The following is a 24,116-nucleotide window of genomic DNA, read 5'->3' as shown; positions in this document are numbered from 1 at the left end:
CCCAAGGCACGGCGTTGCGTGCCGATTTGCGGGGGAAGGCACCTCCTCGTGCCCGCCCTGTCCGGGAGTTCATCACAGGAACCTGTCATCTGGCTGACATCTTACCGGGGCGTCAGGGCCTTTGCCCACAGGCGGTAGAGGCGGCGGCGCTTGGCCTGATCCAGATAGACCAGGACCCCCGGGCTGACCGCCACCGGGCGCAATTGGTCGCCCAACACGGCCTGCATCGCACGGGCAGAATTGGCGCCCGAGACCTCCAGGCTGACAGCAGGCAGGCGCAAGCGTTCCGACAGCAGGGTCTGGCCCTCGCGGCTCATGAGAAAGGCCAAAAAGGCGCGGCCCAACTCCGACGACCGCGCCGCCCGCGGCACCAAGGCCACGCGCGAGACGACGACGGTGAAATCCCGCAACAAGACGAACCCAAGGTCGGGCGCCGCGCGGGCCTGATCGGCGGCATAAGAGCCGAGGATGTTATAGCCCAGCACAAGGCGGCCATCGGCCACCCGGTCGATGACATCCTGGCTGGTGGGAAAGGTCTGCAAGCCCGCCTGCGCCATTTGCTGCAACAGCGCCCAGATATCCGGGAAATGCTCGGCGTCGCGGGCCAGGAACAGATAGCCCACCGCCGATCTTTGGATGTCATAAGTGCCGATCTTGCCGCGCATCTCCGGGGGGGCGCGGCGCAGCCACTCCATCAGCTCCAGCCGCGATCCGGGCGGGCCTTCGGGGAAACTGGGGCGGTGATAGACCAGGACCGCGGGTTCATAGGTCAGGGCAAAGGCCGTGTCCTGCCAATTGGCCCAAACGGGCCAGGTGCGCGCAGCGGGAACAGACACGGGCTGGGCATAACCGTCATTGGCCAACTTGATCTGCATGTCCATGGCCGAGGAAAACACGAAATCCGCCGTGGGCTGGCCTGCATCGGTCTCGGCCATGACGCGGGAGGCGATGTCACCGGCCAGAAGGTCTTCGTAATGCAGGGTCACATCGGGATGCAGGGCCTGAAAGGCCGAAATCAGCGGCGCGGCCAGGTGATTGTCCAGCGTGGAATAGATCGTCAAGGCCCGCAGCGCGGCCGGGTCAGGGGCGGGATAGGTCACAAGCTCGGCCCGGGCGGAGCCTGTCAGGGCAAGGATCAGGGCGGCGATCAGGGCGGGGGCGATGCGCATGCCCCCAGCTTGCCCAATCGAAGGCCGGTTCACAACCACGGCGTTTCAGCGCTAGACTTGGCGCGGGAGGATGGGATGCGCTTGCTTGTGGTCGAAGATGATCTGCCCCTGGCAGAGTCGCTGACGGCGCTTTTGGCCTCGTCGGGCTATGCGGTGGATCTGGTCCATGACGGGGCCTCTGCCGAGGCGCTGCTTGCGGTCGAGGTGTTCGACCTTGTTATCCTGGATCTGAACCTGCCCGAGATGGACGGGCTGGCGGTTCTGCAGGCCATGCGCGCGCGGGCCAATGCGGCGGCGGTGATGATCTTGACCGCGCGGGGCGCGTCCGAGGACCGGGTGCGCGGCCTTGACCTCGGCGCCGATGACTACATGGCCAAACCCTTCGACGTGCGCGAGTTCGAGGCGCGGGTGCGGTCCCTGTTGCGGCGCAAGGCGGGGCTGCGCTCGGCCCGGATCAGCCTGGGAGCGCTGACGCTGGACCTGACGAACCGGCAGTTTTCGCTTGCCGGTCAGGTGGTGGACCTGCCGCCCCGCGAACGCGCCCTGCTGGAGCTGTTGGTGACACGGGCGGGCAAGGTCGTGACCAAGGAGGCCATCGTGCAGTCGCTGACCTCGCTGGATGATATCCTGTCCGACAATGCGATCGAACAATATGTCTCGCGACTGCGCCGCCGCATTGCGCCGCATGGGCTTGGCCTGCGCACCGTGCGCGGCATCGGCTATCTGCTGGACCCGCCGCGGGATCCGCCATGACGGCCTATTCCCTGCGCCGCCGCCTGCTGGTGTGGCTGTTCCTGGCCACCGCGCTGATCGGCCTTGTGGCCCTGGCCGACACCAGGGCCGAGGCCCTGCGCACCGCCCAGGGCGTGTCGGACCGGGTGCTGTACGGCTCTGCCCTGGCGATTGCCGAAAGGATCACGGTGGACGCAGGCGGCGGGCTTGAAGTCGATATCCCCTATTCCTCGCTGGAGATGTTGACCTCGACCGCACAGGACAAGGTGTTTTACCGCGTCGACGGCCCGATCGGCCGCTTTCTGACCGGCTATGACGACCTGACCCCCGCCCCGTCCGGACCCGAGGCGGTCAGCTTTGCCGATGGCACCTATCGCGGCACCCCGATCCGCAGCGCCACCCTGCGGCGCGAGGTGTCGACCGGGGCGCAGTCCATCGCCTTTTCGGTCACGGTGGCGGAACAGACACTGGCGCGCGGCGCGCTGGCGCGGGCGATCCTTCTGCGGTCGGCGGTGCGGTTGGCTGTGCTGATCGCGGGCGTCGCCGGGATCGTGTGGCTGGCCGTGACGCTGGCGCTGCGCCCGCTGGACCGGCTGGGGGCGATCATTGCCGAACGCTCGCCCGCCGATCTGCGCCCGGTGACGGCGGATGTCCCGCAAGAGGTCTCGGCCCTGGTCGGCGCGATCAACTCCTTTATGGCGCAGCTGGATACGGCCCTCGCGGCGCTGCGGAATTTCACCGGAAATGCCAGCCACCAGCTGCGCACCCCCCTGGCCGTGGTCCGCACCCAGCTGGCCCTGATGGACCGCGGCGAGACGGCGCGGGACCGCGAGACGGCAAGTCGCCGGGCGCAAACCGCGCTGGAGCGGGCTGAAAGGGTGCTGGCTCAGCTTTTGGTGCTGGCGCGCGTTGATGCGGCGGCGGGAGGTGTGGCGCTGCAGCCGGTGAACATCGTGGCCGTCGCCAAGGACCTGACCGCCGAAATGGTGCCCTTTGCCCTGGAGCGCGAAGTGGATCTGGGCTTCGAAGGCCCCGATGCCGCCCCTGCCCTGGCCGAACCCGTTCTGCTGGCGGAACTGCTGAAGAACCTGGTCGGCAATGCCATCGCCCATGCCGGGCATGGTGCGGTCGTGACCGTCCGTGTCACCGCCCATCCCGATCATGTGGTGCTGGAGGTCGAGGACAATGGCCCCGGGCTTTCGCCGCGTCAGATCGCCCTGGTTCAGCATCGCAAGCGCGGCGCCTTGCTGCATGCGCCGAACCCGGTGAAGGATCAGGACGCGGGCTATGGCTTCGGCCTGGCCATCACCGCCGAGATCGCCGCGCTGTTTCGCACAGATCTCCGGTTGGGCCCCGGTCGGGACGGCTGCGGCCTTTTGGCAAGTGTCAGATTTCACCTGGCGCCTGACGCGGTTTGACAGGCGCCGCAGGGGGCAAGCAAAGTCCGACGGCGCCCCGGAAGGGCAGCCTTGAACCAAGGAGATCCCCGACCAGGCCCGGAACCGCAGGGACCCGGCGGGCTTGACCTTTGGCCCTTCATGTAACATCACTAGTTACATGATTCGAGACAGCCGCCTTTCCTCCGTCCTGCATGCCCTTCTGCATATGGCAGAGCATGATGGCCCCATGACCTCCGAGGCTTTGGGCCGCTGCCTGGCGGCCAATCCGGTCGTTGTCCGCCGCACCATGGGGCTTTTGCGCGACGCGGGGCTTGTCGCCTCCGAGCGCGGCCATGCCGGCGGGTGGCGCATCGTGGCCGACCTTGAAACCGTGTCGCTGCGCCGCCTGCATGAGGCCCTTGGCGAACCGGCGATCCATGCCCTTGGCCATCGCCATGAAACCCCCTCTTGCCTGGTCGAACAGGCGGTCAATGCGGCCCTGGGTCAGGCCATGGCCGAGGCCGAGGCCCTGCTTCTGGATCGGTTTGCCCAAGTGACCCTGGCCGATCTGGCCCGGGATTTCGCCCGCCGCCATGCCGAGGTGCGGGCCCAGAAAGGATAAAGGATGCAAGATGTGATCGTGATCGGGGGCAGCTACGCCGGAATGGCCGCCGCCCTGCAGCTTTTGCGCGCCCGCCGCCGGGTGCTGGTGGTCGATGCCGGCCAAAGGCGCAACCGTTTTGCCAGCCAGTCCCATGGGTTCCTGGGACAGGATGGGGTGAACCCCGCGGTGATCTGGACCCAGGCGCGCGAACAGCTTCTGGCCTATCCGACGCTGACCTGGGTCACGGGCCAGGCCCTGTCGATCGCAGGCCAGAACGACGCCTTCACCGTGACGACCGGGGACCAGACCCTGACCGCGCGCCGGCTGGTCTTGGCCCTTGGCCTCAGCGACGACCTGCCCGCCATCCCGGGCCTGGCCGCGCGCTGGGGGCAGTCGGTGTTTCACTGCCCCTATTGCCATGGCTACGAGCTGGACCAGGGTCGCATCGGGGTCATCGCCACCGGGGCAAACGGGCTGATGTCGCTGCACCAGGCGCAGATGTTGCCCGAATGGGGAGAGACCACCTTCCTGACCAATGGCGCGCCGGACCTTGATCCGGCGCAACGCCGCGACCTGCACGCGCGGGGCGTGACGGTCGAGGAAGCGCCGATCCGCGCCCTAACCGGCACGGCCGATATCCTGCTGGACGATGGAAGGACGCTTTCCTTTGCCGGTCTTTTCACCGCCAGCCGCACCCGGCCCGCCAGCCCCCTGGCCGAGAGCCTGGGTTGCGCGCTGATGGAAACCCCGCTGGGCGTGCAAATCCGCACCTCCGAGGCGAAAGAGACCTCGATCCCCGGGGTCTTTGCCTGTGGCGACGTGGCGCGGGTGCCCCATTCCCTGTCCCTTGCGGTGGCCGATGGCGCCTGGGCCGGGGCAAATGTGCATCGGTCGCTGCTTTGGCCCTAGGGGGGGCGCTGGCCCCCTCCTTGACCCCCCTCCTTGACCCCCGGCCTTGCCCCCGGCCTTGTCGCAACCCTTGGCGCAGGCTGCCACCGTGATCTGCACGGCCCGGGCGACGAAGGCGCGGGCGCTTGGACCCTTGGCATGCAAAACCTGGACATGGTCGGGAGGCGGGTTTCATCGGCCGGAACCTCGCAGAGCCGCCCGACCGCGGGGATGGCAAGGCGCCATGCTGCCGGGGCCGGGGTGACGGCGGTGGAAAGGGCGACCTTCATGCCCCATAGCCGGCCCGTCCTTCGTCGGTCATGGCGGGCGACGGATGCGGCTTTGTGGCGGCCCGGGAAGACGAGAGCATCCCGGGTCCAGCCCGATAGACCCGCCAAGGTGACGCCTGATGATCGCGTTGTCGGACCATGCCCCCAAGAGCCCGCCAAGGCTGCGCGTTGACGAACATGACCTCTCCCATCCAACAGGCTGCCCCGTCGCTGGCGTCATCTGGTCTCGCAACAGGCCATTTGTCTGCGCCCCTTTGGCGGCGGCGCATCCGGTCACGCCGGTACCGCGGCAGTTGCCTTCGGATGACCCGCAGCCAAAGGCCCAGCTTCGGTCTGCGCCTTCACCCCAGGTCAAGAAGGGTGCGCAACGGGCCAAGACATTCGGGTCGGCTTAAAAGCTTGAAGGTGGACAGATGCGGTATCTGCGCGACAATCGGGCCAGCCTCGGCGCGATAGCGGTAGAGCGAGGTATCCCCCCATCCCGACCGGATCGTCAGCTCGGGCCTGGCTTGCAAAAGGTCGGTTGCGATCTTTGCGGCCTCGGGGCAGCAGGCGATCACCCGGCGCGGAGTCCGTGCCGCGAAAACCTGCCGCCAGAACTCTTTGCCAAGGTCCGGCGCCGCGCGCCGCTGGACAAGCGTCAGGTCGCGCCAACGGGGGCTGCGAAAGCGGGCGACGGTTCCGGTCAGAATATCCCCGGGCCGAAGCCCCAGCAACGCGGCAAGCGCCAGAAACTGCGCTGTGATCGGCGAGGCGGTAACGGCCTGCTCGACTTCGTATGAGTTGCCCCGTTCATCCGACACGGTGCACAATTCGGCCCCATCCGGCGGCGCGCCCGGATTGAGCGACAGGAAAACCGTGTCGCTGCGGCCGATCGTCCTCCATGGGACATACAGGATCTTGTAGCCTTCGACGAAATTCAATCGCCCGGCGGCTGCGCTGATCCTTGCATCCCAAACCTCTCGACCTTCCATCCTGCCCTGCCCTGCTGCGCTTTTGTTCAGCCTGGTCTGAAATCCTGGCGTGAAAAAGGCGAGCTTGCCCTTGGGCCATCACAGGGCTGCGGCATGCTTCCCCCTTGATCGGCGCCATCTGGCGGGCCCTCGGGACCGGTCAGCCGCATGACATCCATCAGTTGGAACCGCCTCAAGGTCTGATGGCGCGCGGTTCTGCGGCCAATCGGGCCGCCAAGCTATGATATGGCGCACATCTGGCGGGCCCTGGACCTAGCCCTGGCGCATGAAGCTGGCCCTGGCCGGGGCGGCGTCGCGCCACAGCTTCAGGCCCTTGCAATGCGGGCAGATGCGTTCGGAAAAACCTGCGCTGGCAAAGGGCTTGGCGCATTTCAGGCAAAGCCTTTCGCCCGGCACGTCGCCCCGGCCTGGCGTCAAGGCGGCGGGCATATTGACCGCCCCCGTCTCGACGCGGTCTGTCTCGGCCTTCCCCGAACCGGGACCTGGCCGCGCAGGGCTTGGCGCAAGGGGCTTGCGCGGCGGCGTCATGGCGCAAGCTCCAACCCGGGCAGGCAAGCGCGCGCCAGCGTCGCATCCGGGGCGGTGGCGCCGGGCGGCGTGGCCCAACCGGTCTTTTCCAACAGGGCCTGGCGCTCATAGGATTTGGCAGCCTGCAGCCCGGCGCGCTTGAGGACCGCCGCAGGGTCCAGCCGCGCGCGGTCCAGGCACAGCGGCACCAGGGCCGCGGCCACGGCCTCGGTCGCTTGGGCATCGGCACGCCGCGTTGCGGTCGCGCCCGTCACCCAACCGCCCCAGGTGAACCCCGCAACGGCCAGAGCCACCGCCCCCACCGCCACGCCCCAGGCCGCAGGCGCGGCCCAATCCGAAATGCTCATCTTTTGTCCTTTCAGGGTGCCGCCGGGGTCTGGTCGCTGTGCAGGGCAGCGGCCAGGTCCTCGGGGGTCGTCGCATGCAGTTCGGTGCGGCCGGGATGGGCGCCATGGCCCTCGATCATCAGATGGGTCGATATGCGCCGCAGGGCCTCGAAACTCAGCCCATGGAGCTGTTCATCCTCGACCAGCACGCGATAGGAGCCGGGGTCAAAGATCTGCGGATGGCCCGGCAGATGGAACGGATGGGCAAATTTCACATGCTGGATCGAGGAAAGCGACATGGACAGACCCTCCTTCGGGTTTTAGCGGCGGCGGACCGAGTTTCCGTCGTCAATGATCCGGTTGATCAGCCGCGCCACGCCCGCATGAAGCGGGTCTTCGGCATCGGGGGCATTGGAATGGGCTGCGGCGGCATCGCGCAGGATGCCGATGATTTCGTGTTCCGGCAGGATCTTGCGGTCATTCAGCGCCAAAAGCAGCGACTCGCAGATTGCAAGCGCCGCATGGCCTGCGACATCGCTTGGATCGGCGCTTTTCAATGGGTCCGGGCTCATGGGCTTTCGACTTTCTGCCGCGATGCGGCCTGGCGCCGGGCGATTTGCGGGCGCCTTGCGTCATGGTCGCAGGAAATTCATCCCCCGGGCTGATTTGGATCAGCATCCCGCCCGCGCATGTGATGAAAGTGACAGGGCAAGCAGAAGTGTCTGACCCCGAAGGATAGGCCATGACCGACCCCGCGATCCTGACGTTGCAGGACAGTCCCCTGGCCCGCAAACTGTCAGCCTTCGTGCGCCTGGCGCCCGCTGACCTGCTGGCGGTGTCCGACCTGCACCGCAGGCGGCGCAAGTTCGCCGTAGGCTCCGAGATGATCTATCAGGGCCAGACCGATCAGGTGGCCTTTGTCCTGGCCTCGGGCTGGGCCTGTTCCTACAAGATCCTGCCCGGCGGCACGCGGCAAATCGTCGATTTCCAACTGCCCGGCGACTTTCTGGGCCTGCGCTCGGTGCTGTTTCGCACCTCGGATCACAATGTGGAACCGATCACCCCGGTCCAGGCCTCGGAGGTCACGCAGCGCGACCTTTTGTCGGTGTTTGCCTCGACGCCCCGGTTGGCGGCGGCGGTGCTTTGGGCGGCGTCGCGCGACGAGGCGATGGTGGTCGAACACCTGGTCGACCTGGGCCGCAGGTCGGCGGCCGAGCGGATGGCGCATTTCCTGCTGGAGCTGAACGCAAGGCTGCGGCTGGTGGGCATGGCCGACCGAAAGGGCTTTGCCTGCCCCCTGTCGCAATATCTGCTGGCCGATGCGCTGGGGTTAAGCGCGGTCCATGTCAACCGCGTCCTGCGCGAGCTGCGCGAAGAGGGGCTTGTGACCTTTCAAAAGGGCCAGGTCACATTCGACGATTACGACGGCCTGGTCGAGGCAGCGAGCTTTGACCGCGCTTACCTCGACCATGACGGCCCGCTGTTGATCTAGCGGGTGGGGGTGATCACGATTTCGACGCGACGGTTTTGCGCCCGGCCCGCGGCAGAGCCATTCGACGCGATGGGCTGGTCATAGCCATAGCCCGCCGCCGTGATCCGCCCGGCGCTGACACCATAAGCCACAAGGATCTGTGCCACGGCCAGGGCGCGGTCCTGCGACAGCTGGCGGTTATAGGCCGCGCCGCCCACGGTGTCGGTATGGCCCGCAACAACAACGGTCGAATTCGGGTAACGCGTCAGGCTGTCGGCCAGGCTTTGCAGCGCGGGGCGAAAGCCGGTGTTGACGGCTGAGGACCCGGTGGCAAAGGTAACGTCCTCGGGCAGGGTCATTTGCAGCGCGCTGCCGGTGTTGACAACGCGGATGCCCGATCCGCCAAGGCCTGCGTTCAACTCGGCCTCCTGACGGGCAAGGTCGGTGCCGATGGCGCCGCCGACCGCCGCGCCCAAAGCGCCGCCGATCAGCGCGCCGCGGGTGCCATGGCCCACCGCACCGCCCAGAACCGCCCCCGTGGCGCCTCCGATCAGCGCGCCATTGGCCGGGCGGTTGGGGTTGCCATAGGGGTCGGTGCAGCCCGCAAGGGCAAGGCCCAGGATCAGGCAGGGAAGGACGGGGCGAAAGAGGGTCATGATGGGGCTTTCCTTTGCGCCGCAGGGCCTGGGGCGAGACCCTGCATGCGCCGCCCCGGCCTCGGTCGTCCTGATCTGCATCAGCCGGACGCAAAGATCGTGGCCCGGCCTAACCTTGATCAGCCCGGCCCGTCGCCTGTCGTGGCAAGGTGGCTCATGTTCCGGAAAGACGCCATGAAGCCATCGCCCCCAACCTTTGCGGCCCCATCGCTTGCGGCGAAATTCAATCGCCGCCGCGCCCTGATGGCCAAGGACAGCGGCCAACTGGCCTTTGTCCCCTTCGATGTGGAAATCCCGGCCCTGGGCGGCGAGGTTCCCGCCTCCCTCGGTCAGTTTCTGGCCGTTGAAAGGTCCCGCGAAAGACGCCGCAACGCCGAGAAACGGGCGTCCCAGGCGCACAATCCATTGCCCATCCGCATCGGCTGATTCCCTCTCCGATGCTGGACCGCCCCGCCCGCTCTGGTCCTGCCAGGGCGGGCGGTGAGCATTTGGCCCGCGCGCCGGATGCCCCACTGACCGGTGTTAGTGCGCGGGGCCTTCCGTCCGGCGCAGGATGAAAAGGCCCCGCCATCAGGCGCGTGGCAGTTGAAAGGAGCCTTCCATGGCACAAGATCCCATGACCAAGACCGCGGCCGACTACGAGGCGCTGGTGGCGCAGATGTCGGCGTTGCGCGGCGACCTCGTGCACCTGGCCGAAGCGGTGCAGAAGGCGGCGCTGGGGAGTGGCAAGGCCGTGGTGCAGGATGTCGAGGCCAGCGTGACCGACGCCGCCCGCTATCTGGGCGGCAAGGGCCATGACGCGGATATGGCGATCGAGCGGGCGGTGGCGGCAAATCCCTATGTGGCGCTGGGTCTGGCGACGGGGGTCGGGCTGTTGCTGGGCGCCCTGGCGCGGAAATAGCGCCGATGCAAGGGCGGATCGGTCGGGCGCTGGCGCTGGCGGCCTTGGCAAGCCTTGGGGCGGGTCTGATCGCCGTGGCGCTGCTGCTTGGCCTGTCCCGGTTGATCGGGCCGGTGGCGGCCTTTGCGCTGTTGGGCGGGCTTTGCCTTGCGGTGGTGGCCCTGGTCCAGGCCTTGCAGCCCCGTCCCACGCCAAGACCTGCGGGCGCCGAGCTGGTCACGCTTTTGGCCGTGCTTGCCCTGCGCGGGATCTTGCGGCGGCGCTAACCAGGGTCAGCGCAGGGCAGCCAATGCCCTGCGATGATTGCCCCAGGGGCGCCGATCCAATCCATTGGCCCAAATCCAGTGGTCGCAGGCCCTCGTTCAAGGAGAACGTCATGCCCAGTTCCCAGGCCCACCGCAGCCCAGACGGCTCCCCCGGCCCCAGGGATAAGATGGCCCAGGTCAAGGCCGCCCTGGTCTGACAGCTCCCATACCCCGGCCCCCTACCCGCGCCCCCTACCCCGGCCCCCATACCCAGGCCCCCATACCCAGGGCAGAGCGATTTGCCCCAACCGCAGGAGACCCCGATGGATCACGCAAGCAATGTTGTCCTTGATGCGATCGACTTCACCCCCGAGACGCTGCAAGGCGCCCGCATCTTTGGCGACGAGGATCACCGGATCGGCCAAGTCACCCATGTCCATGGCATGGGGCCGGAGTCCAAGGTCGTCGTCGAGGTCGGCGGTTTTCTGGGCATCGGCGCCAAGTCGGTGCAGATGGACACCCGCGACATGACCTTCATGCGCGATGACGACGGCAAGGTGCATGGGCTGACCAGCCTGACCAAGGCGCAGGTTCATGCGCTTCCCGAACATCGCCACTAGGAGAGCGTCATGACCAAAGCCCCCAAGAAGACCCCCAGCCTCAAGACCCCCGCCCCCAAGGCCTCGACCGACAAGACGGGCGTGATGGCCGCGCTGCATCCTGAACCCAAATCCTCGGCCGCGGGCCATCCGGGCGCCAAGACCGGCTCCAAGACCGGGTCCAAGGGGGCTGCAGGCCGCAAGTCCTGATCCATCGAGATTGGCGTTCGGTGCCCTGTTGCGCATTTTGCCGTTCGGTCTTTTCCCCGCACCGATCACCAAGAGAAGGCCGCCCCGCAGGGCGGCCTTCTTGGCACATGGGGCCTGGTGGCGGGCCTAAAGGTCAAGCCGGTCCACGACCGACCGGGCAAAGGCCATGATCATCGCCTGGTAATAGGCATCCCCGCTGGCGGTCAGGGTCGTCATGTCGACCGTCTCGGGCAGAAAGCCGCGGGCCTGGTCGATGTTCACCGTCAGCACATAGGCGGCAAAGTTGGAATTGTCCTGGGCATCGGTGATCGCCACGATGCCTTCCAGCCGGGTATCGGCGGCCCCGGTCGCCTCGGTAAAGCTGTTGGACAACTCGACCTCCGAGATGTCGATGCCGATGCGCGCGCCCTCGTCGCCCAGCCGGTCGGCCACAAGACCCGCAATCGCGTTCTTGAGGTCATCGGCGATATGGGTGAACCGCTTGGCCGCCGCCGCATTGGTCACGGCAGAGGGGTCAAAGGTCACGTCGATGCCGGCGATCTTGTCGACACGGGCCATGGCCGGAAGAGCCAGGCCGATCAAAAGCGCGGGCAGGATCAGGCGCGACACAATCCGGCGGGGCAAGGGCTGGCGGGACAAGGGGGGTCGGGGGAAAGGTTGCATGTCAGATCTCCAGATCGCGCCGCACCTTTGTGGCGGGCGCCTGTGTCACCTTGGACCGCGTCGCAGGGCTTGGGGCTGACCTGTGTCAGCATCAGCGCCGCGCTCCCGGGGCAAAGTCAGCGCGACCGCTGCGGCGTGCCGACGCGGCGGTCGGACCAACGGCGGGGCATCCGGGGGCGGGGCGGGATGGCTCGACCCTCCCGATCTTGGATGCCCCCCCGATCTTGGATGGCACTCGGCATTGGAGCCCGGCTTTGTTTGGGTGTCGCGCCGAAAAAGTCGCAGCCCTGTCGGAGACCGCCCGACAGCGCTGACAAGCGGCCCGCCGTGACCGGAAACGCGGTCCCCAGAAGCGCAGTCCCCAGAAATGCTGCCCCCAGAAGCGCGGCACAGCCAGAGCGCCGCGCGCCGCACCCCCACGGCGTCGGGGGCTCACCTGGATCAGTGCGCGGCGTGCGGGGGCGCGTCAGACTGGCCGGGACGGGCCGCCCAATTTGGCCCGGGCTTTGGAAAGGCTCCCCATGTCTCTTGGATATCTTTTGCTTATCGTGCTGATCATCTCGTTGTTGGGAGGCTTCAGCGGCAGGTTCGGCGGCTATGGTTATGGCTATGGCCATGGCGGGGTCGGCGTCATCGGCGTCATCCTGATCGTCGTCCTGGTCCTGCTGGTGACAGGTCGGCTGTAACGGCGCGGTTCTAACGCCTTGAGGGCGCGGCGCTGGCCTGGTTCAGGACAAAGATCGTCGCGCCATCAGCCTGCGGCCAGGGGTTTTCTCCCAGCATCGCCCGCGCCCGGCTGACCCGGCTCTTGACCGTCCCGGGCTTCAGCCGCGTGGCCATGGCCGCCTCGTCATAGGTCAGCCCCATCGCGCCGACCAATGTCAGAACCTGGCGATGTTCGACCGACAGCGCGGCAAAGACCCGCAGGAACTGCGCCATGGCAAGGGCTCCGTCATGGGCGGGCGCCACGGCCAGGCGGGCGGCCAACAGGCCCTCGGGGTCGGCGACCTCGCGGCGGCTTTTGCGCAGGCCAGAGTAGAATCCGTTGCGCAGGATGGTGAACAGCCAGCTGCGCAACCGTGTGCCGGGGGTAAAGCTGTCCAGGTGGCCCAGCGCGCGGCACAGCGCGTCCTGGACCAGGTCATCGGCCTGATCGGGGTTGCGGCACAGCTGCAGCGCAAAGGACCGCAGGGCGGGGATATGGGTCAGCATCTCTGTCGCAAGCGACGCGGCCTGGCTTGGCCGCAGGGCATGGATCGGCAAGCGGGCGGGGATCACGGCTGAAGATTGGCCCATGGCGTCCTTTCGGGGTCCCCCGGGGAGGGAGGGGAGGCCTTCACCCTGCCACCCCACCGCGCGGCCCGGGCTGATCCATGATGGACGGGGCACGGCTTATTGTGCGGACCAGGGAACTCCCGCCCGGTCTGGCGCGTTAGGGCGCACCACAAGCCGAAAGGAAAAGCCATGACCTGGGACGTGACCTGCGCCCGCTGGGCCGAGATGATCCGCCGCGTGACCCCCTGCGCGCCCCTTCAGGCGGCCGAAACGCCCCCAAGGCCGCCGCAACCCCCCGCTCCCAAGCCCCCTGCTCCCGGCCCGCAAGCATGAGCCGACCCGGCGCCGGGGCCGAGCTTTGGGCCGACCCGAACCCGATCCGCGCCGAGATCTTCGGCTCCGAACGGCTGGCCCATCATGCAAGGTCGCTGGCTGCGGCCCAGAAGGTCGGGCGCGGCACCCGGGTGCCCAACCTGCGGGCGCGGCTGGAGGACAACGCCAAGGCGCTTCTGGCCGCCTACCGCGATGCGGTTCAGGCGGTCGAGACGGGCCGCACGATCACCCCCGCCGCCGAATGGCTTTTGGACAATATCCACATCGTCGAGGCCCAGATCGCGCAGGTTCGCGACGATCTTCCGCCGGGCTATTACCGCCACCTGCCCAAGCTGACCGAGGGCTTTCTTGCCGGATATCCCCGCATCCTGGGCCTGGCCTGGGCCTGCGTGGCCCATACCGACAGCCTTTTGGCCGCCCCCCTTCTGCTGCATTTCGTCGCGGAATATCAACAGGTTCAACCCCTGACCATCGGCGAGCTTTGGGCGCTTGCCATCTCGTTGCGCATCGTTCTGGTCGAGAATATGCGCCGCCTTGCGGTGCAGGTGGGCGAGGGCGCCCGCCACCGTGCCGCGGGCGATGCCCTGGTCGAGGCGGTGGCCCAAGGCACCATGCCCGGCCCCATGGTCCTGCCCGACCACATGGCCGCCCAGATCGCGAAACGCCTGCGCGGCATGGACCCCGACGAGACCCCCTTGGCCGCCTGGCTGGTCCAGACTCTGCGCGCCCAAGGCTCCAGCATCGACACCGTGGTTCAGGCGACGCAAAGCCGCCAAGGGGCCGCGAATGTGACGATGCGCAATATCGTCACCTCGATGCGGCGGATGGCCGAGATGGACTGGGCCGATGTCTTCGAAGACCTGAGCCTGATCGAGGCCCGTTTGCGGTCGACGCCCTTGCACGCCCAGATGGATTTCGCCACCCGCAACGCCTATCGCAGCGCGATCGAGTCCCTGGCCCGCGCCACTCGCCGCCCCGAGATGGACGTGACCGAAGCCGCCCTGACGCGCGCGGCAGAACTGGGTTGCGATCCGGGCGCCGTGCTGATCGGCCCGGGACGCCGCGACTTTGCCCGCGCCTTGGGAGGCCGGCGGGGCCTGCCGGTGGCCTTGCGCCCCGGTCTTGGCGCCTATCTGGCGGCGGTGGCCCTGACTTCGGGCGGGGTTCTGGCGCTGACGCAGTCGGCACCTGCGCTATTGGCCCCCACGCTTTTGACCCCCGCGCTTCTGGCCTTTATCGCCGTGGATGCGGGGCTTGCGCTGGTCAACCTTGGCATCGGGCGCCTGGTTGCCCCGCGCCGCCTTCCGGGCCTGTCGCTGAAACAGGGCATCCCCGAGACCTGCCGGACCCTGGTCGTCATGCCGGTGCTTTTGACCGGCCCGCAGGACCTGACCGAACTGTTGGGCCGGCTGGAGGTGCATCACCTGTCCTCGATCCGTGGCGCGGTGCATTTCGCGCTTTTGACCGATGGGCCGGATGCGGACACGCAGACCACCCAAACCGACCGCGCCCTGATCGCCGAGGCCACGGCCGGCATTGCCGCCCTGAACGCGCGGCACGGCGACCACTTTCGCCTGTTTCACCGCGAAAGGCGCTGGAACCCTGCCGAGGGCGTCTGGATGGGCTGGGAGCGCAAGCGCGGCAAGCTGACCGAGCTGAACGCGCTGTTGCGCGGTGCCACCGACACCAGCTTCATGCCCTGCGATGTGCCGCAGGGTGTGCGCTTTGTCGTGACGCTGGACGCCGATACGCAGCTGCCGCGCGACGCCCTGCGCCGGATGGTGGGCAAGATGGCCCATCCGTTGAACGCAGCCCAAGCCGATGCCTTGGGCCGGGTCGTTTCGGGCTATGGCATCTTGCAACCCCATGTGACGGCGTTGATGCCGAACCGCGGCGCGGGCTCTCCGTGGCAGCGCATCACCGGGGCGGCTGGCGGGATGCAGCCCTATGCGGCGGCGCGGTCCGACATCTGGCAGGACCTGTTCCACGAGGGCTCTTTCACCGGCAAGGGGATCTATGACGTCGACGCCTTTGCCGGGGCCCTGAAAGACCGGGTGCCAGAGAACACCTTGCTCAGCCATGACCTGTTTGAAGGCGCCTTTGCCCGGGCGGGGCTGGCCAGCGACATTCAGGTGATCGAGGCCTATCCGACGCGCCATGACGTCGACGCGCGGCGCCAACACCGCTGGACGCGGGGGGATTGGCAGATGCTGCCGTGGATACTTGGCCTGCGCGGTCAGGGGATCTCCGGGCTGAACCGCTGGAAGATGGTGGACAACTTGCGCCGGTCGCTGATGGCGCCCGTGGCGTTGGCCGCTGTGGCGCTGGGGGCCGCGCCTGCGGTTCTGGCGCTGATGGCGGTGCCCTTTGTCGCGGGCCTGCCCTTGGCGGTGCTGCCGGGGCGGGCGGGCGTGACCTCGCGCAGCCATCTGCAGGCCTTGGGGCGCGACACCGGCGCCGCCTTGGCGCAATTCGCGCTGACCGTGGCGCTGTTGCCTGATACGGCGGCGGCGCGGCTGGATGCGATCTTGCGCAGCCTGTGGCGGCTGGGCTCGGGGCGGCATCTGCTGGAATGGACCACGGCGGCGCAATCGGTGGGCGCGGGCCTGCCAAGCCTGGCGCGCCATTACCGCCTGGGCCTGCCCGGGATCGCGTTGGGGGCCTTGGCCGTGATGGCGCAGCCCCAGGCGCTGACGCTGGGCCTGTTGTGGGTCCTTGCGCCCGCGCTGGCCTGGCGGCTGGGCCGGACCTCGTCGCCGCGGCGGCTGGCGGGCGGCGACACCCGCGCCCTGCGCCGGATCGCGCGGCGCAGTTGGGCCTATTTCGAGACCCATGTGACCGAGGCGACCCATCACCTGCCGCCCGACAACATGCAAGAGACCCCGGTGCCCGTCGTGGCGCAAAGGACCTCGCCGACCAATATCGGGCTGTATCTTTTGTCGGTCGTGGCGGCGGTGGACATGGGTTGGATCGGTCAGGCCGAGGGTCTGGCGCGGATCGCGGCCACCCTGGCCACCGTGCAAAAGATGCCGCGCTTTCGCGGGCATCTTTACAACTGGCACGACACGCAGGACCTGCGCGTGCTGGACCCGCCCTATGTGTCGACCGTCGACAGCGGCAACCTGGCCGGGCATCTGGTGGCGGTGGCGGGCGCCTGCCTGCGCTGGCAGCATCCGATGGCGCCCGATCCGGCAGGCCTGGCCGATGCGCTGGCCCTGGCGGTGCAGGCCGCCCCCGACTTGCGCGCCGCACTAGAGGCCGCCGCCGCCCATCCCGCCCGTCTGGCGGCGCTTTTGGCGACCGACCTGCCGCCCGAGGCGCGGCGCTGGGTCCTGGCGCTGCAGGCGACCCACGCCAGCCAGTTGGCCACGCCCACCCCGCCCGAGACCGCCCGCGCCCTGGCCCTGCTGGCCCGCAACCTGGCCGAGGACATGGATTTCGCCTTCCTGATGCATCCCGACAAACCCTTGCTTTCCATAGGCTTTCGCGTCGACGTCAACGCGCTGGATGCCAATGCCTATGACCTTCTGGCCTCTGAGGCGCAGTTGGCAAGCCTGTTTGCCATCTCGAAGGGCGACGCCCCGGCCCGCCATTGGTTCCAGCTGGGACGGGCTGCGACGCCTTTGGGCGCGGGCTCGGGGTTGATCTCGTGGTCGGGGTCGATGTTTGAATATCTGATGCCGGCCCTGGTGCTGCAATCGCCCGAGGGTTCGATCCTGGATCAGACCCACCGCCGCATCGTCGCCCGGCAAGAGGCCTATGCCACGGCGCTTGGCCTGCCCTGGGGGATTTCGGAAAGCGCCTATAACGCCCGCGACCTGGAGATGACCTATCAATATTCGAACTTCGGCGTGCCGGGGCTGGGGCTGAAACGGGGCTTGGGCGAAAACCGGGTGATCGCGCCCTATGCCACGGCGCTGGCCGCGATGATCGACCCGCGCGCGGCTTTGGCCAATTTCGACCACCTGCGCGCCTTTGGCGCCGAGGGGCGGTTCGGCTTTTACGAGGCGGTCGACTTCACGCCCTCGCGCCTGCCCGAAGGCGCCAGCCGCGCCGTGGTCCAAAGTTTCATGGCCCATCATCAGGGCATGACCATCGTGGCTCTGGCCAATGTCGTGACCGGCGGGCTGATCCCGCGCGATTTCCATGCCGATCCGCGCGTGCAATCGGTCGAAAGCCTGCTGCAAGAACCGGTCGCCCGCGATGTCTCGCTTGCCCCGCCCCGCGCGCGGGAGGCGCTGAGTGGCGCCGAGGTTCAGGCCGCGCCCGAGGTCCTGCGCGTCTTTGCCGATCCGCAAGCCGAACCCGCCACGGCGCATCTTCTGTCCAATGGGCGCTACGGGGTCGTTCTGACGCCCTCGGGCGCGGGGGGGTCGTCCTGGGGCGACCTGGCCGTCACGCGCTGGCGCGCCGATCCGACCCAGGCGCGGGCCGGCAGTTTCATCTTTTTGCGCGATGTGCAGTCGGGCGGGCTGTGGTCGGCCACGGCGCAGCCCTTGGGCAGCCCGGTGCAGGCGGTCTTTTCGCCCCATCATGCGGTCTTTACCCACCGCACCCGGATCTTGACCACGCGGACCGAGGTCGTGATCTCGCCCGAAGACGACGGCGAGGCGCGGCGGGTGACACTGACCAACACCGGCCGCCATGCGCGCGAAATCGACGTGACCTCTTATGCCGAACTGATCCTTGGTGGTGCTGCGGCCGATACCGCGCATCCGGCCTTTTCCAAGCTGTTCGTTGTGACCGATGTCCTGCCGGACTGGGGGGTCCTGATTGCCACAAGGCGCAGGCGGACGCCCACCGACCCCGAGGTCTGGGCCGCCCATATCGCCGTGGTCGAGGGCGAGGAGACCGCCCCCCTGCAATGGGAAACCGCGCGGGAGCGTTTCATCGGCCGGGGGCGCGACCTGTCGCAGGTGACGCTGGATCAGCCCTTGTCGAACACCACCGGCACCGTGCTGGACCCGGTCTTTGCCCTGCGCCGCAGGCTGTTGATCCCCGGGGGCGGGCGGGCGCGTGTCACCTTCTGGACCTTGGTCGCAGGCTCTCCGCAGGCGCTGTTGGAAAGCGTCGAGCGTCATTCCGACCCTTCGGCCTTTGGGCGCGCCATGACGCTGTCCTGGACGCAATCGCGGGTCGAACTGCGCCACCTGGGCCTGACCCCGGCCAAGGCGGCGGAGTTTCAGCGGCTGGGCGGTATGGTGATCCGGGGCGATCCCCGCCTGCGGTCGCGGGCCGCGATGGGGCCGCAATCCGACCTTTGGGCCTTGGGGATATCGGGGGACCGGCCGATCCTTCTGGTCCAGATCGCCGAGACCGAGGAACTGCCGCAAGTGGCCGAGGTCCTGGCCGCCGCCGAATACTGGCAGGCGCGGCTTTTGAAGGTCGATGTGGTGATCCTGAACGAAAGGGCCTCGTCCTATGTGCAGGATCTGCAAAGCCTTCTGGACCAATCGGCCCGCCGCGCCGGGGGTCTGGTTCACCTGCTGCGCGCCGATCTGATCACGCCGCAGTTGCGTCAGGCTCTGCTGGGGGCGGCCAGTGTCGTGCTGGTGGCGGCGCGCGGTGGCATCGGGGCGCAGCTGGATCTTTTGACCGCGCCGCCCGTGGCGGCCCCGCCCCTGGCCCCCCTCCCGCCGCCGACGCTTTTGCCCGACCCGGGGCTGGAGTTCTGGAACGGCACCGGCGGGTTCGCCGATCAGGGGCGGACCTATGTCACCCACCTGAAGGGCGGCCAGACCACGCCCGCCCCCTGGATCAACGTCATCGCGAACCAGGGCTTCGGCTTTCAGGTCTCGTCCGAGGGCAGCGGCTTTACCTGGGCGCAAAACGCGCGCGAGAACCCGTTGACGCCCTGGTCCAACGATGCGGTCAGTGACCCTGCGGGCGAGGCCTTTTACCTGACCGACCTGGACACCGGTCAGGTCTGGACCCCCACCGCCCTGCCGATCAGGGGGCAGGGCAGCTATATCGCCCGCCACGGCTTTGGCCGGACCGAGTTCCAGCACGAGGCGGGCGGGATCAGGACGCATATGCTGCAATATGTGCCACTGACCGACCCGGTAAAGATCACGCGGCTGACCTTGCACAACACCACGGGCCGGCGCCGGCATCTGTGCGTGACGGCCTATGTCGCCTGGGTTCTGGGTGGCGGTCCTGTGGTGACAGAGGTCGACACCACGGGTGCGGTTCTGGCGCGCAACCCGCGGTCGGTGGCTTTTCCCGGCGTCGTGGCCTTTGCCGATTTCGGCGCGGGGGTCGATAGCCTGACCTGCGACCGGGCCGAGGTCATCGGACGCCGGGGCGATATGGCGCGGCCCGCGCGGCTGTCGGGGTTCTCGGGGCGGGTGGGGGCGGGGCTTGACCCCTGCGCGGCGCTGGCCCGGCGCCTGGTGCTGGAACCCGGCGCCACGGTGGATCTGGTCTTTGCGCTGGGTCAGGCGGCGGGGGCAGACGAGGCCCGCGCCCTGATCCTGCGGACACGTCATGACCCGGGTGTGGCCCCGGTCGTGGCCTTCTGGGAAAAGCTTCTGGGTCAGGTTCAGGTCGAAACCCCCGACCGCGCCATGGATATCATGCTGAACGGCTGGCTTTTGTATCAGACGCTGGCCTGTCGGGTCTGGGCGCGGGCGGGGTTCTATCAGGCCAGCGGCGCCTATGGGTTCCGCGATCAGCTGCAAGACACCATGGCGCTGACGGCCCTGCGCCCCGACCTGACGCGGGCGCAACTGCTCCGCGCGGCCGGTCGCCAGTTCCCCGAAGGCGATGTGCAGCATTGGTGGCTGCCCCATTCCGGCCAGGGCGTGCGGACGCATATTTCCGACGACCGGGTCTGGCTGGGCCATTGTCTCGCCGATTACATCCGGGTGTCGGGCGATGCTTTGGTGCTGGATCAGGTCGTCCCCTTTGTCACCGGGCCCCCCTTGCCCCTGCATGAGGCCGACGCCTTCTATACGCCCGAAATCGCCGGAGAGGGCACCTTGCGCGACCATGCCGCACGGGGGTTGGACATGGCGCTGGCCTTGCGCGGCGAAAACGGCTTGCCGCTGATCGGCACCGGGGATTGGAACGACGGGATGAACCGGGTGGGCGCGGGGGGCCGCGGCACCTCGGTTTGGCTGGGTTGGCTGTTGATCCAGACCCTGCGCGCCATGGCGCCCCATGTGCCCGACCGAGCCGCCGACTGGCTGGATCAGGCCGACCGGCTGACCAAGGCCATCGAGGCGACCGCGTGGGACGGCGCCTGGTATCGCCGCGGGACCTATGACGACGGCAGCCCGCTGGGGGCGGCAGAGTCCGAGGAATGTCACATCGACTCCTTGGCGCAAACCTGGGCCGTCCTGTCGGACGCGGCCCGGCCCGACCGCGCGGCCCAAGCCATGCAGTCCCTGCGCGAAAGGCTGATCAAGGATGACCGGCTGTTGCTGTTCACCCCGCCCTTTGACAAGGGCGCGGCGGATCCCGGCTATATCAAGGCCTATCCCCCCGGCCTGCGCGAGAATGGCGGGCAATACACCCATGCCGCCCTTTGGGCCGTGCTGGCCGAAGCGCACCAAGGCGAGGGCGAGCGCGCTGCGGCGCTTTTCGCCCTGCTGAACCCGGTCAATCACGCCCTGACGCCGCAGGCCGCCGCGCGCTATCGCGTCGAACCCTATGTCGTGGCCGCCGACGTTTATGACGCGCCCGGCCAACAGGGGCGGGGCGGCTGGACCTGGTATACCGGCTCTGCCGCCTGGATGCTGCGCGCGGGGGTCGAGGGCATCCTGGGCCTGACGCGTGAGGGGCCCATGCTGCGACTGAAGCCCTGCCTGCCCGCGCATTGGCCCAAGGTCACGCTGCGCCTGAGCCTGGGACCCGCGCCCTGTCTGGTCACGATCCTGAACCACGGCGGGGCGCTGACCTTTGCCCAGCTGAACGGGCATGACCTGGCCAATGATGGCGCGGTCAGGGTGGCGCTGGCCGATCTCAGCGGGGAATTGGTCCTGCATCTGGGGGTACAGGCGCCTTGACCGGTTTCAAGGGCTGGCGCGCTCAACCCCAGGTTTCGTGGCCGATATGTCACCAAAACCGGGGCCCTGCCGGGGGGCAGGATCACCAAGCTACGGAAAGGAAAGCACAAACTGTTCAGGTGCAGCGTGCTGAATTTCAGGGCGCCGCGCCAATCCCTGCCGCCATGCAACCCGCAACCCGCTTGCGCGTTCTGTCATGTCGGACAGGCAATCCCGCCCTGACGTCCCAAAGGATCACAGCATGACCGTCAAGACCCTTCCCCTTGCCGCCGCCTTCGCCGCGTTTGCAGGCATTGCGGCCGCCCAAACCCCCTATGTCACCCCGGACACGACCGGCATCGCGCCGCTGAACGACCGCATCGACGACCTGCAAACGGCGGCCGAAAAGGACATCGCGCGCGGTCAGGATGCCAGCCGCTTTGGCAATCCCGAGTTCCGCCCCGGCCTGTCGGGCAGCGCCTCGCTGGGCTATTCCGGGCAAAGCGGCAACAACGAGACGCAGGACTTCTCCTTGGGCGCCCGGATGCGCTTTGCCCAAGGCCAGATGGTCCAGACCATCGCCTTCGCGGTCGATTACGCTGACACGGCCTCGGTCAAGTCGAAGCAGGATGTCTTTTTCGTCTATGACGCGAATTACTACCTGAACGACAGCCTCTATCTGTTCGCTTTGGGCCGCGCCGAGACCAATGGCCTGGCGACCCTGGCGACCGAGACCGCAACCGATGCCTTCCTGGGCTTTGGTCCGGGCTACCGGGTGGTGAATACGGAACAGATGACCTGGCGCATCCAGGCCGGCGTCGGGCAAAGCTATCTGGAGGATGGCACCGGCGATTCCACGACGGAAATGGGTGTCATCGCCTCGTCGCGGTTCTTTTATGCGATCAACGAGAACATCTTTCTGTCCGATGACATGGACGCGCTGAAGACCGACTCGGCCTTGCGGCTGAACAACGACTTCGGCGTCAACTTCAAGATGAGCGACATGATGTCGACCCGCATCAGCTATCTGACCAAATACAACGATGCGCGGGCGATCCAGTCGGACAACAAGCTGGGCGTGTCGGTCGTCTTCGGCTTCTGACCGCAGGTCCCCTGACGCGAAATCATTTGGCCCGCAGCGATGCGGGCCAAAGTCATTTGACCCAAAGGCCACCCAAGGCGCCCCACCCTGTCCCAGGTTAGCACGCATCGCCATGGCTTTGGCCAAAGTGGCAAAGACCAGAGAGTTTTGCACTGGTCGTCCCCCTTCACCAAGGATCTTGACATGTTGTCACATGGTAAAGCTTTTCTCCTCGCCACGGCCACCGCCACGGCGATCTTCTTTCCGGTCTGTTCCCAGGCCGCCACCATTCTGCGGCTGAACGCCCTGACCGCCAACCAGACCTTCACCGGCGCCGAGGTCATCCGGCCCGGTGACACGCTGGAGTTCCGCTTTACCGCGCTCGAGGATCTGATGATCGACGCCTTCTCGTTGTCGGGCACCGGAAACAACACCGAAGCCGATTTGCGCGACATCCGCTTTGGCCTGACCTTGCCGCCGACCGGGTTTTTCAACCCGGTCTCGTCGGATGGCACGGCCGCGGCCGGAATCGGCTTCCTGACGGGTGGGACCTTCCTGATGGGCTCGGTCTTTTCGATCTATTTCCAGGACGGGATTTCGGATGACGTCGGCATCACCTTGTCGTTCCGCACCGATCCGGTCGCCGTGCCGCTGCCCGCGGCCGGTCTGCTGTTGGCGCCGATGATGGGGCTGGCCGGCGTGGTGGCGCGCCGCCGCCGCAAGGCCCTGGCGGGATAAGCGAAAGCCCTTGACCGCGCCGTCCGAACCGTTCGACGTCTTGCGCAGCCGGTTGACCCGAAACCGGCGGCGCAAGATGGAGGCGCGATGCAGACGGCAGACCTGAGCGACCTTGTCTTGCGCCTGACGACCAGCGCGATGGACAAGGCCGCAGCCGATCACCAGGCCCAGATGGCCGATGCCCTGCGTGACATCACGCCCTTTGACGCGGCCTGGTGGGGGTGGTCGAACTTCTCGGGCGGGCAGATCAACCTTGTGCGCTCTGTCACCCAGGGCCTGCCCGGCCACTTCGAAGAGGCCGTGCGTCCGGTCCTGGCCGTGGACCCTTTCATCCGCCATGGCCGCAACCTGCCGGTCTTTTCGATGGCGATTTCCAGCCATCAGGCCTTGATCCGCCCCGAGTGGCGCGACTTTGCCGCGGAATTCGGCCTGAAATCCACGATGAACGCCCATTGCCGGCTTAGCGAGGGGTCAAGCTACAACTTCTTCATGTCGCTGTACCGCTTTGCCGGGCCGGACTTCTCGGCCGAGGAAATCGCCGATTTCCGCATCATCATCCGGCATCTGGAACAAAGCCTGTCGCTGGCCCTGCGCGGCGAGATGCGGCGGCTGACCCCCTTGGGCGGAGAGGCGGCTTTGGTGGATGGCGCGGCGCAGATCGTGCGGGCGACGCGCGGCTTTCGCGCGGCCCTGGCCTCCGAGCCGCTGTCGCCGCGCCGGCTGAAATCGGTGCTGACCGCCCTGGCCATGGGTCAGGCGCGCTGGAGCGGGGCGGCGATTTCCCTGACCTCGGCGCCCTATGGCAGTGACCTCGTGCTGATCCGGCAATCGCGCCCGGGCCTGTGGGACCGGCTGGCCCCGCAGGAAACCAGGGTGGCCGAACTTTACCTGACCGGCCTGACGATGGCGGATATCGCGCTGCGGTTGAATGTGTCGCCCCATACCGTGCGCAATCAGATTTCCAGCATTTACCGCAAGACCGGCGTGCGTGGCAAAATGGAATTGACGCAGCGGTTATCGGCCCCATCCTAGTAGGAACCTACTATTTTATGGGCTTGGCTTTCTT

24 protein-coding genes are annotated in these 24,116 nt (G+C 67.6%); 15 read left to right on the top strand and 9 right to left on the bottom strand.

All coding sequences use genetic code 11. From position 1 onward, the window contains the following. Nucleotides 1-101: 101 nt before the first annotated feature. Nucleotides 102-1,169, bottom strand: coding sequence for an ABC transporter substrate-binding protein (locus tag NX862_RS02045; RefSeq protein ID WP_264492206.1), 1,068 nt, complete (start codon nucleotides 1,167-1,169; stop codon nucleotides 102-104). Between the two features lie 75 nt (nucleotides 1,170-1,244). On the opposite strand from NX862_RS02045, the gene NX862_RS02040 reads away from it, so the two are divergent. The 4 genes from NX862_RS02040 to NX862_RS02025 all read left to right on the top strand — a co-directional run bounded on the left by NX862_RS02040 (nucleotide 1,245) and on the right by NX862_RS02025 (nucleotide 4,793). Next, nucleotides 1,245-1,922, top strand: a complete 678-nt coding sequence (locus NX862_RS02040; protein WP_264492205.1) for a response regulator — start codon at nucleotides 1,245-1,247, stop codon at nucleotides 1,920-1,922. Beyond that, complete coding sequence (locus tag NX862_RS02035) at nucleotides 1,919-3,319, top strand: sensor histidine kinase (protein ID WP_264492204.1); 1,401 nt, start codon at nucleotides 1,919-1,921, stop codon at nucleotides 3,317-3,319. The genes NX862_RS02040 and NX862_RS02035 overlap by 4 nt, the downstream gene beginning before the upstream one ends. Nucleotides 3,320-3,458: 139 nt before the next feature. After that, a complete protein-coding gene (locus tag NX862_RS02030) occupies nucleotides 3,459-3,902 on the top strand; it encodes an Rrf2 family transcriptional regulator (RefSeq protein WP_264492203.1) in 444 nt (147 codons plus the stop codon). A gap of 3 nt (nucleotides 3,903-3,905) precedes the next feature. Further along, nucleotides 3,906-4,793 (top strand): NAD(P)/FAD-dependent oxidoreductase, encoded by an 888-nt coding sequence (locus tag NX862_RS02025; RefSeq protein WP_264492202.1) that lies wholly within the window; start codon nucleotides 3,906-3,908, stop codon nucleotides 4,791-4,793. Between the two features lie 610 nt (nucleotides 4,794-5,403). Here NX862_RS02025 and NX862_RS02020 read toward each other — a convergent pair. The 5 genes from NX862_RS02020 to NX862_RS02000 form a co-directional block, all read right to left on the bottom strand. Then, nucleotides 5,404-5,985 (bottom strand): hypothetical protein, encoded by a 582-nt coding sequence (locus tag NX862_RS02020; RefSeq protein ID WP_264492201.1) that lies wholly within the window; start codon nucleotides 5,983-5,985, stop codon nucleotides 5,404-5,406. Nucleotides 5,986-6,288: 303 nt separating this feature from the next. Further along, a complete protein-coding gene (locus tag NX862_RS02015; protein ID WP_264492200.1) occupies nucleotides 6,289-6,564 on the bottom strand; it encodes a hypothetical protein in 276 nt (91 codons plus the stop codon). After that, the gene (locus NX862_RS02010; protein ID WP_264492199.1) at nucleotides 6,561-6,911 is read right to left on the bottom strand and encodes a hypothetical protein; all 351 of its coding nucleotides are present in this window, start codon (nucleotides 6,909-6,911) and stop codon (nucleotides 6,561-6,563) included. Before NX862_RS02010 ends, NX862_RS02015 begins: the two co-directional genes overlap by 4 nt. 11 nt (nucleotides 6,912-6,922) lie before the next feature. Next, nucleotides 6,923-7,189: a hypothetical protein gene (locus NX862_RS02005; protein ID WP_264492198.1), complete on the bottom strand. Its 267-nt coding sequence runs from the start codon at nucleotides 7,187-7,189 to the stop codon at nucleotides 6,923-6,925. Nucleotides 7,190-7,210: 21 nt separating this feature from the next. Then, on the bottom strand, nucleotides 7,211-7,462 hold the full coding sequence (locus NX862_RS02000) for a hypothetical protein (protein WP_264492197.1): 252 nt from the start codon (nucleotides 7,460-7,462) through the stop codon (nucleotides 7,211-7,213). Between the two features lie 170 nt (nucleotides 7,463-7,632). Between NX862_RS02000 and NX862_RS01995 the strand changes: the two genes are divergently transcribed. Beyond that, nucleotides 7,633-8,382 (top strand): Crp/Fnr family transcriptional regulator, encoded by a 750-nt coding sequence (locus NX862_RS01995; RefSeq protein ID WP_264492196.1) that lies wholly within the window; start codon nucleotides 7,633-7,635, stop codon nucleotides 8,380-8,382. On the opposite strand, the gene NX862_RS01990 is transcribed toward NX862_RS01995, so the two are convergent. Next, nucleotides 8,379-9,017 carry a YiaD family glycine zipper/OmpA-like lipoprotein gene (locus tag NX862_RS01990; protein WP_264492195.1) on the bottom strand — a complete coding sequence of 213 codons (639 nt, stop codon included), beginning with the start codon at nucleotides 9,015-9,017 and terminating at the stop codon, nucleotides 8,379-8,381. The two genes, NX862_RS01995 and NX862_RS01990, sit on opposite strands and share 4 nt — an antisense overlap. Before the next feature lie 45 nt (nucleotides 9,018-9,062). On the opposite strand from NX862_RS01990, the gene NX862_RS01985 reads away from it, so the two are divergent. From NX862_RS01985 to NX862_RS01965, 5 genes are all read left to right on the top strand, one after another. After that, entirely contained in the window at nucleotides 9,063-9,443 is a 381-nt protein-coding gene (locus NX862_RS01985; protein WP_264492194.1) for a hypothetical protein, read from the top strand. Between the two features lie 175 nt (nucleotides 9,444-9,618). After that, complete coding sequence (locus NX862_RS01980; RefSeq protein ID WP_264492193.1) at nucleotides 9,619-9,918, top strand: glycine zipper domain-containing protein; 300 nt, start codon at nucleotides 9,619-9,621, stop codon at nucleotides 9,916-9,918. A 5-nt stretch (nucleotides 9,919-9,923) separates the two neighbouring features. After that, complete coding sequence (locus NX862_RS01975; RefSeq protein ID WP_264492192.1) at nucleotides 9,924-10,184, top strand: hypothetical protein; 261 nt, start codon at nucleotides 9,924-9,926, stop codon at nucleotides 10,182-10,184. 302 nt (nucleotides 10,185-10,486) lie between these two features. Next, on the top strand, nucleotides 10,487-10,783 hold the full coding sequence (locus NX862_RS01970) for a PRC-barrel domain containing protein (protein ID WP_264492191.1): 297 nt from the start codon (nucleotides 10,487-10,489) through the stop codon (nucleotides 10,781-10,783). Nucleotides 10,784-10,792: 9 nt separating this feature from the next. After that, nucleotides 10,793-10,972 (top strand): hypothetical protein, encoded by a 180-nt coding sequence (locus NX862_RS01965; RefSeq protein WP_264492190.1) that lies wholly within the window; start codon nucleotides 10,793-10,795, stop codon nucleotides 10,970-10,972. 126 nt (nucleotides 10,973-11,098) lie between these two features. Here NX862_RS01965 and NX862_RS01960 read toward each other — a convergent pair whose 3' ends face one another. After that, nucleotides 11,099-11,596, bottom strand: coding sequence for a hypothetical protein (locus NX862_RS01960; RefSeq protein WP_264492189.1), 498 nt, complete (start codon nucleotides 11,594-11,596; stop codon nucleotides 11,099-11,101). 560 nt (nucleotides 11,597-12,156) lie between these two features. On the opposite strand from NX862_RS01960, the gene NX862_RS01955 reads away from it, so the two are divergent. Beyond that, nucleotides 12,157-12,321, top strand: coding sequence for a DUF3309 family protein (locus tag NX862_RS01955; RefSeq protein WP_264492188.1), 165 nt, complete (start codon nucleotides 12,157-12,159; stop codon nucleotides 12,319-12,321). A gap of 10 nt (nucleotides 12,322-12,331) precedes the next feature. Here NX862_RS01955 and NX862_RS01950 read toward each other — a convergent pair whose 3' ends face one another. Next, entirely contained in the window at nucleotides 12,332-12,931 is a 600-nt protein-coding gene (locus NX862_RS01950) for a sigma-70 family RNA polymerase sigma factor (RefSeq protein WP_264492187.1), read from the bottom strand. Between the two features lie 308 nt (nucleotides 12,932-13,239). On the opposite strand from NX862_RS01950, the gene NX862_RS01945 reads away from it, so the two are divergent. From NX862_RS01945 to NX862_RS01930, 4 genes are all read left to right on the top strand, one after another. Beyond that, a complete protein-coding gene (locus NX862_RS01945; protein ID WP_264492186.1) occupies nucleotides 13,240-21,252 on the top strand; it encodes a glycoside hydrolase family 94 protein in 8,013 nt (2,670 codons plus the stop codon). 241 nt (nucleotides 21,253-21,493) lie between these two features. Then, a complete protein-coding gene (locus tag NX862_RS01940; protein ID WP_264492185.1) occupies nucleotides 21,494-22,333 on the top strand; it encodes a DUF481 domain-containing protein in 840 nt (279 codons plus the stop codon). Between the two features lie 183 nt (nucleotides 22,334-22,516). Continuing rightward, nucleotides 22,517-23,050 carry a hypothetical protein gene (locus tag NX862_RS01935; protein WP_264492184.1) on the top strand — a complete coding sequence of 178 codons (534 nt, stop codon included), beginning with the start codon at nucleotides 22,517-22,519 and terminating at the stop codon, nucleotides 23,048-23,050. An 87-nt stretch (nucleotides 23,051-23,137) separates the two neighbouring features. Beyond that, the gene (locus NX862_RS01930) at nucleotides 23,138-24,082 is read left to right on the top strand and encodes a helix-turn-helix transcriptional regulator (RefSeq protein ID WP_264492183.1); all 945 of its coding nucleotides are present in this window, start codon (nucleotides 23,138-23,140) and stop codon (nucleotides 24,080-24,082) included. Nucleotides 24,083-24,116: the final 34 nt, after the last annotated feature.

This window comes from Stagnihabitans lacustris, from assembly GCF_025950525.1.
Classification (GTDB): Bacteria; Pseudomonadota; Alphaproteobacteria; order Rhodobacterales; family Rhodobacteraceae; genus Stagnihabitans.
Note: the sequence above shows the minus strand (reverse complement) of the source record. Positions and strands in the feature narration are given on the sequence as shown.

Bases quoted from the DNA above. Each gene is read 5' to 3' on its own strand.
- NX862_RS02045 (WP_264492206.1), bottom strand. From the start codon at position 1,169: ATGCGCATCGCCCCCGCCCTGATCGCCGCCCTGATCCTTGCCCTGACA.
- NX862_RS02040 (WP_264492205.1), top strand. From the start codon at position 1,245: ATGCGCTTGCTTGTGGTCGAAGATGATCTGCCCCTGGCAGAGTCGCTG.
- NX862_RS02035 (WP_264492204.1), top strand. From the start codon at position 1,919: ATGACGGCCTATTCCCTGCGCCGCCGCCTGCTGGTGTGGCTGTTCCTG.
- NX862_RS02030 (WP_264492203.1), top strand. From the start codon at position 3,459: ATGATTCGAGACAGCCGCCTTTCCTCCGTCCTGCATGCCCTTCTGCAT.
- NX862_RS02025 (WP_264492202.1), top strand. From the start codon at position 3,906: ATGCAAGATGTGATCGTGATCGGGGGCAGCTACGCCGGAATGGCCGCC.
- NX862_RS02015 (WP_264492200.1), bottom strand. From the start codon at position 6,564: ATGACGCCGCCGCGCAAGCCCCTTGCGCCAAGCCCTGCGCGGCCAGGT.
- NX862_RS02010 (WP_264492199.1), bottom strand. From the start codon at position 6,911: ATGAGCATTTCGGATTGGGCCGCGCCTGCGGCCTGGGGCGTGGCGGTG.
- NX862_RS02005 (WP_264492198.1), bottom strand. From the start codon at position 7,189: ATGTCGCTTTCCTCGATCCAGCATGTGAAATTTGCCCATCCGTTCCAT.
- NX862_RS02000 (WP_264492197.1), bottom strand. From the start codon at position 7,462: ATGAGCCCGGACCCATTGAAAAGCGCCGATCCAAGCGATGTCGCAGGC.
- NX862_RS01995 (WP_264492196.1), top strand. From the start codon at position 7,633: ATGACCGACCCCGCGATCCTGACGTTGCAGGACAGTCCCCTGGCCCGC.
- NX862_RS01990 (WP_264492195.1), bottom strand. From the start codon at position 9,017: ATGACCCTCTTTCGCCCCGTCCTTCCCTGCCTGATCCTGGGCCTTGCC.
- NX862_RS01985 (WP_264492194.1), top strand. From the start codon at position 9,063: ATGCGCCGCCCCGGCCTCGGTCGTCCTGATCTGCATCAGCCGGACGCA.
- NX862_RS01980 (WP_264492193.1), top strand. From the start codon at position 9,619: ATGGCACAAGATCCCATGACCAAGACCGCGGCCGACTACGAGGCGCTG.
- NX862_RS01975 (WP_264492192.1), top strand. From the start codon at position 9,924: ATGCAAGGGCGGATCGGTCGGGCGCTGGCGCTGGCGGCCTTGGCAAGC.
- NX862_RS01970 (WP_264492191.1), top strand. From the start codon at position 10,487: ATGGATCACGCAAGCAATGTTGTCCTTGATGCGATCGACTTCACCCCC.
- NX862_RS01965 (WP_264492190.1), top strand. From the start codon at position 10,793: ATGACCAAAGCCCCCAAGAAGACCCCCAGCCTCAAGACCCCCGCCCCC.
- NX862_RS01955 (WP_264492188.1), top strand. From the start codon at position 12,157: ATGTCTCTTGGATATCTTTTGCTTATCGTGCTGATCATCTCGTTGTTG.
- NX862_RS01950 (WP_264492187.1), bottom strand. From the start codon at position 12,931: ATGGGCCAATCTTCAGCCGTGATCCCCGCCCGCTTGCCGATCCATGCC.
- NX862_RS01945 (WP_264492186.1), top strand. From the start codon at position 13,240: ATGAGCCGACCCGGCGCCGGGGCCGAGCTTTGGGCCGACCCGAACCCG.
- NX862_RS01940 (WP_264492185.1), top strand. From the start codon at position 21,494: ATGACCGTCAAGACCCTTCCCCTTGCCGCCGCCTTCGCCGCGTTTGCA.
- NX862_RS01935 (WP_264492184.1), top strand. From the start codon at position 22,517: ATGTTGTCACATGGTAAAGCTTTTCTCCTCGCCACGGCCACCGCCACG.
- NX862_RS01930 (WP_264492183.1), top strand. From the start codon at position 23,138: ATGCAGACGGCAGACCTGAGCGACCTTGTCTTGCGCCTGACGACCAGC.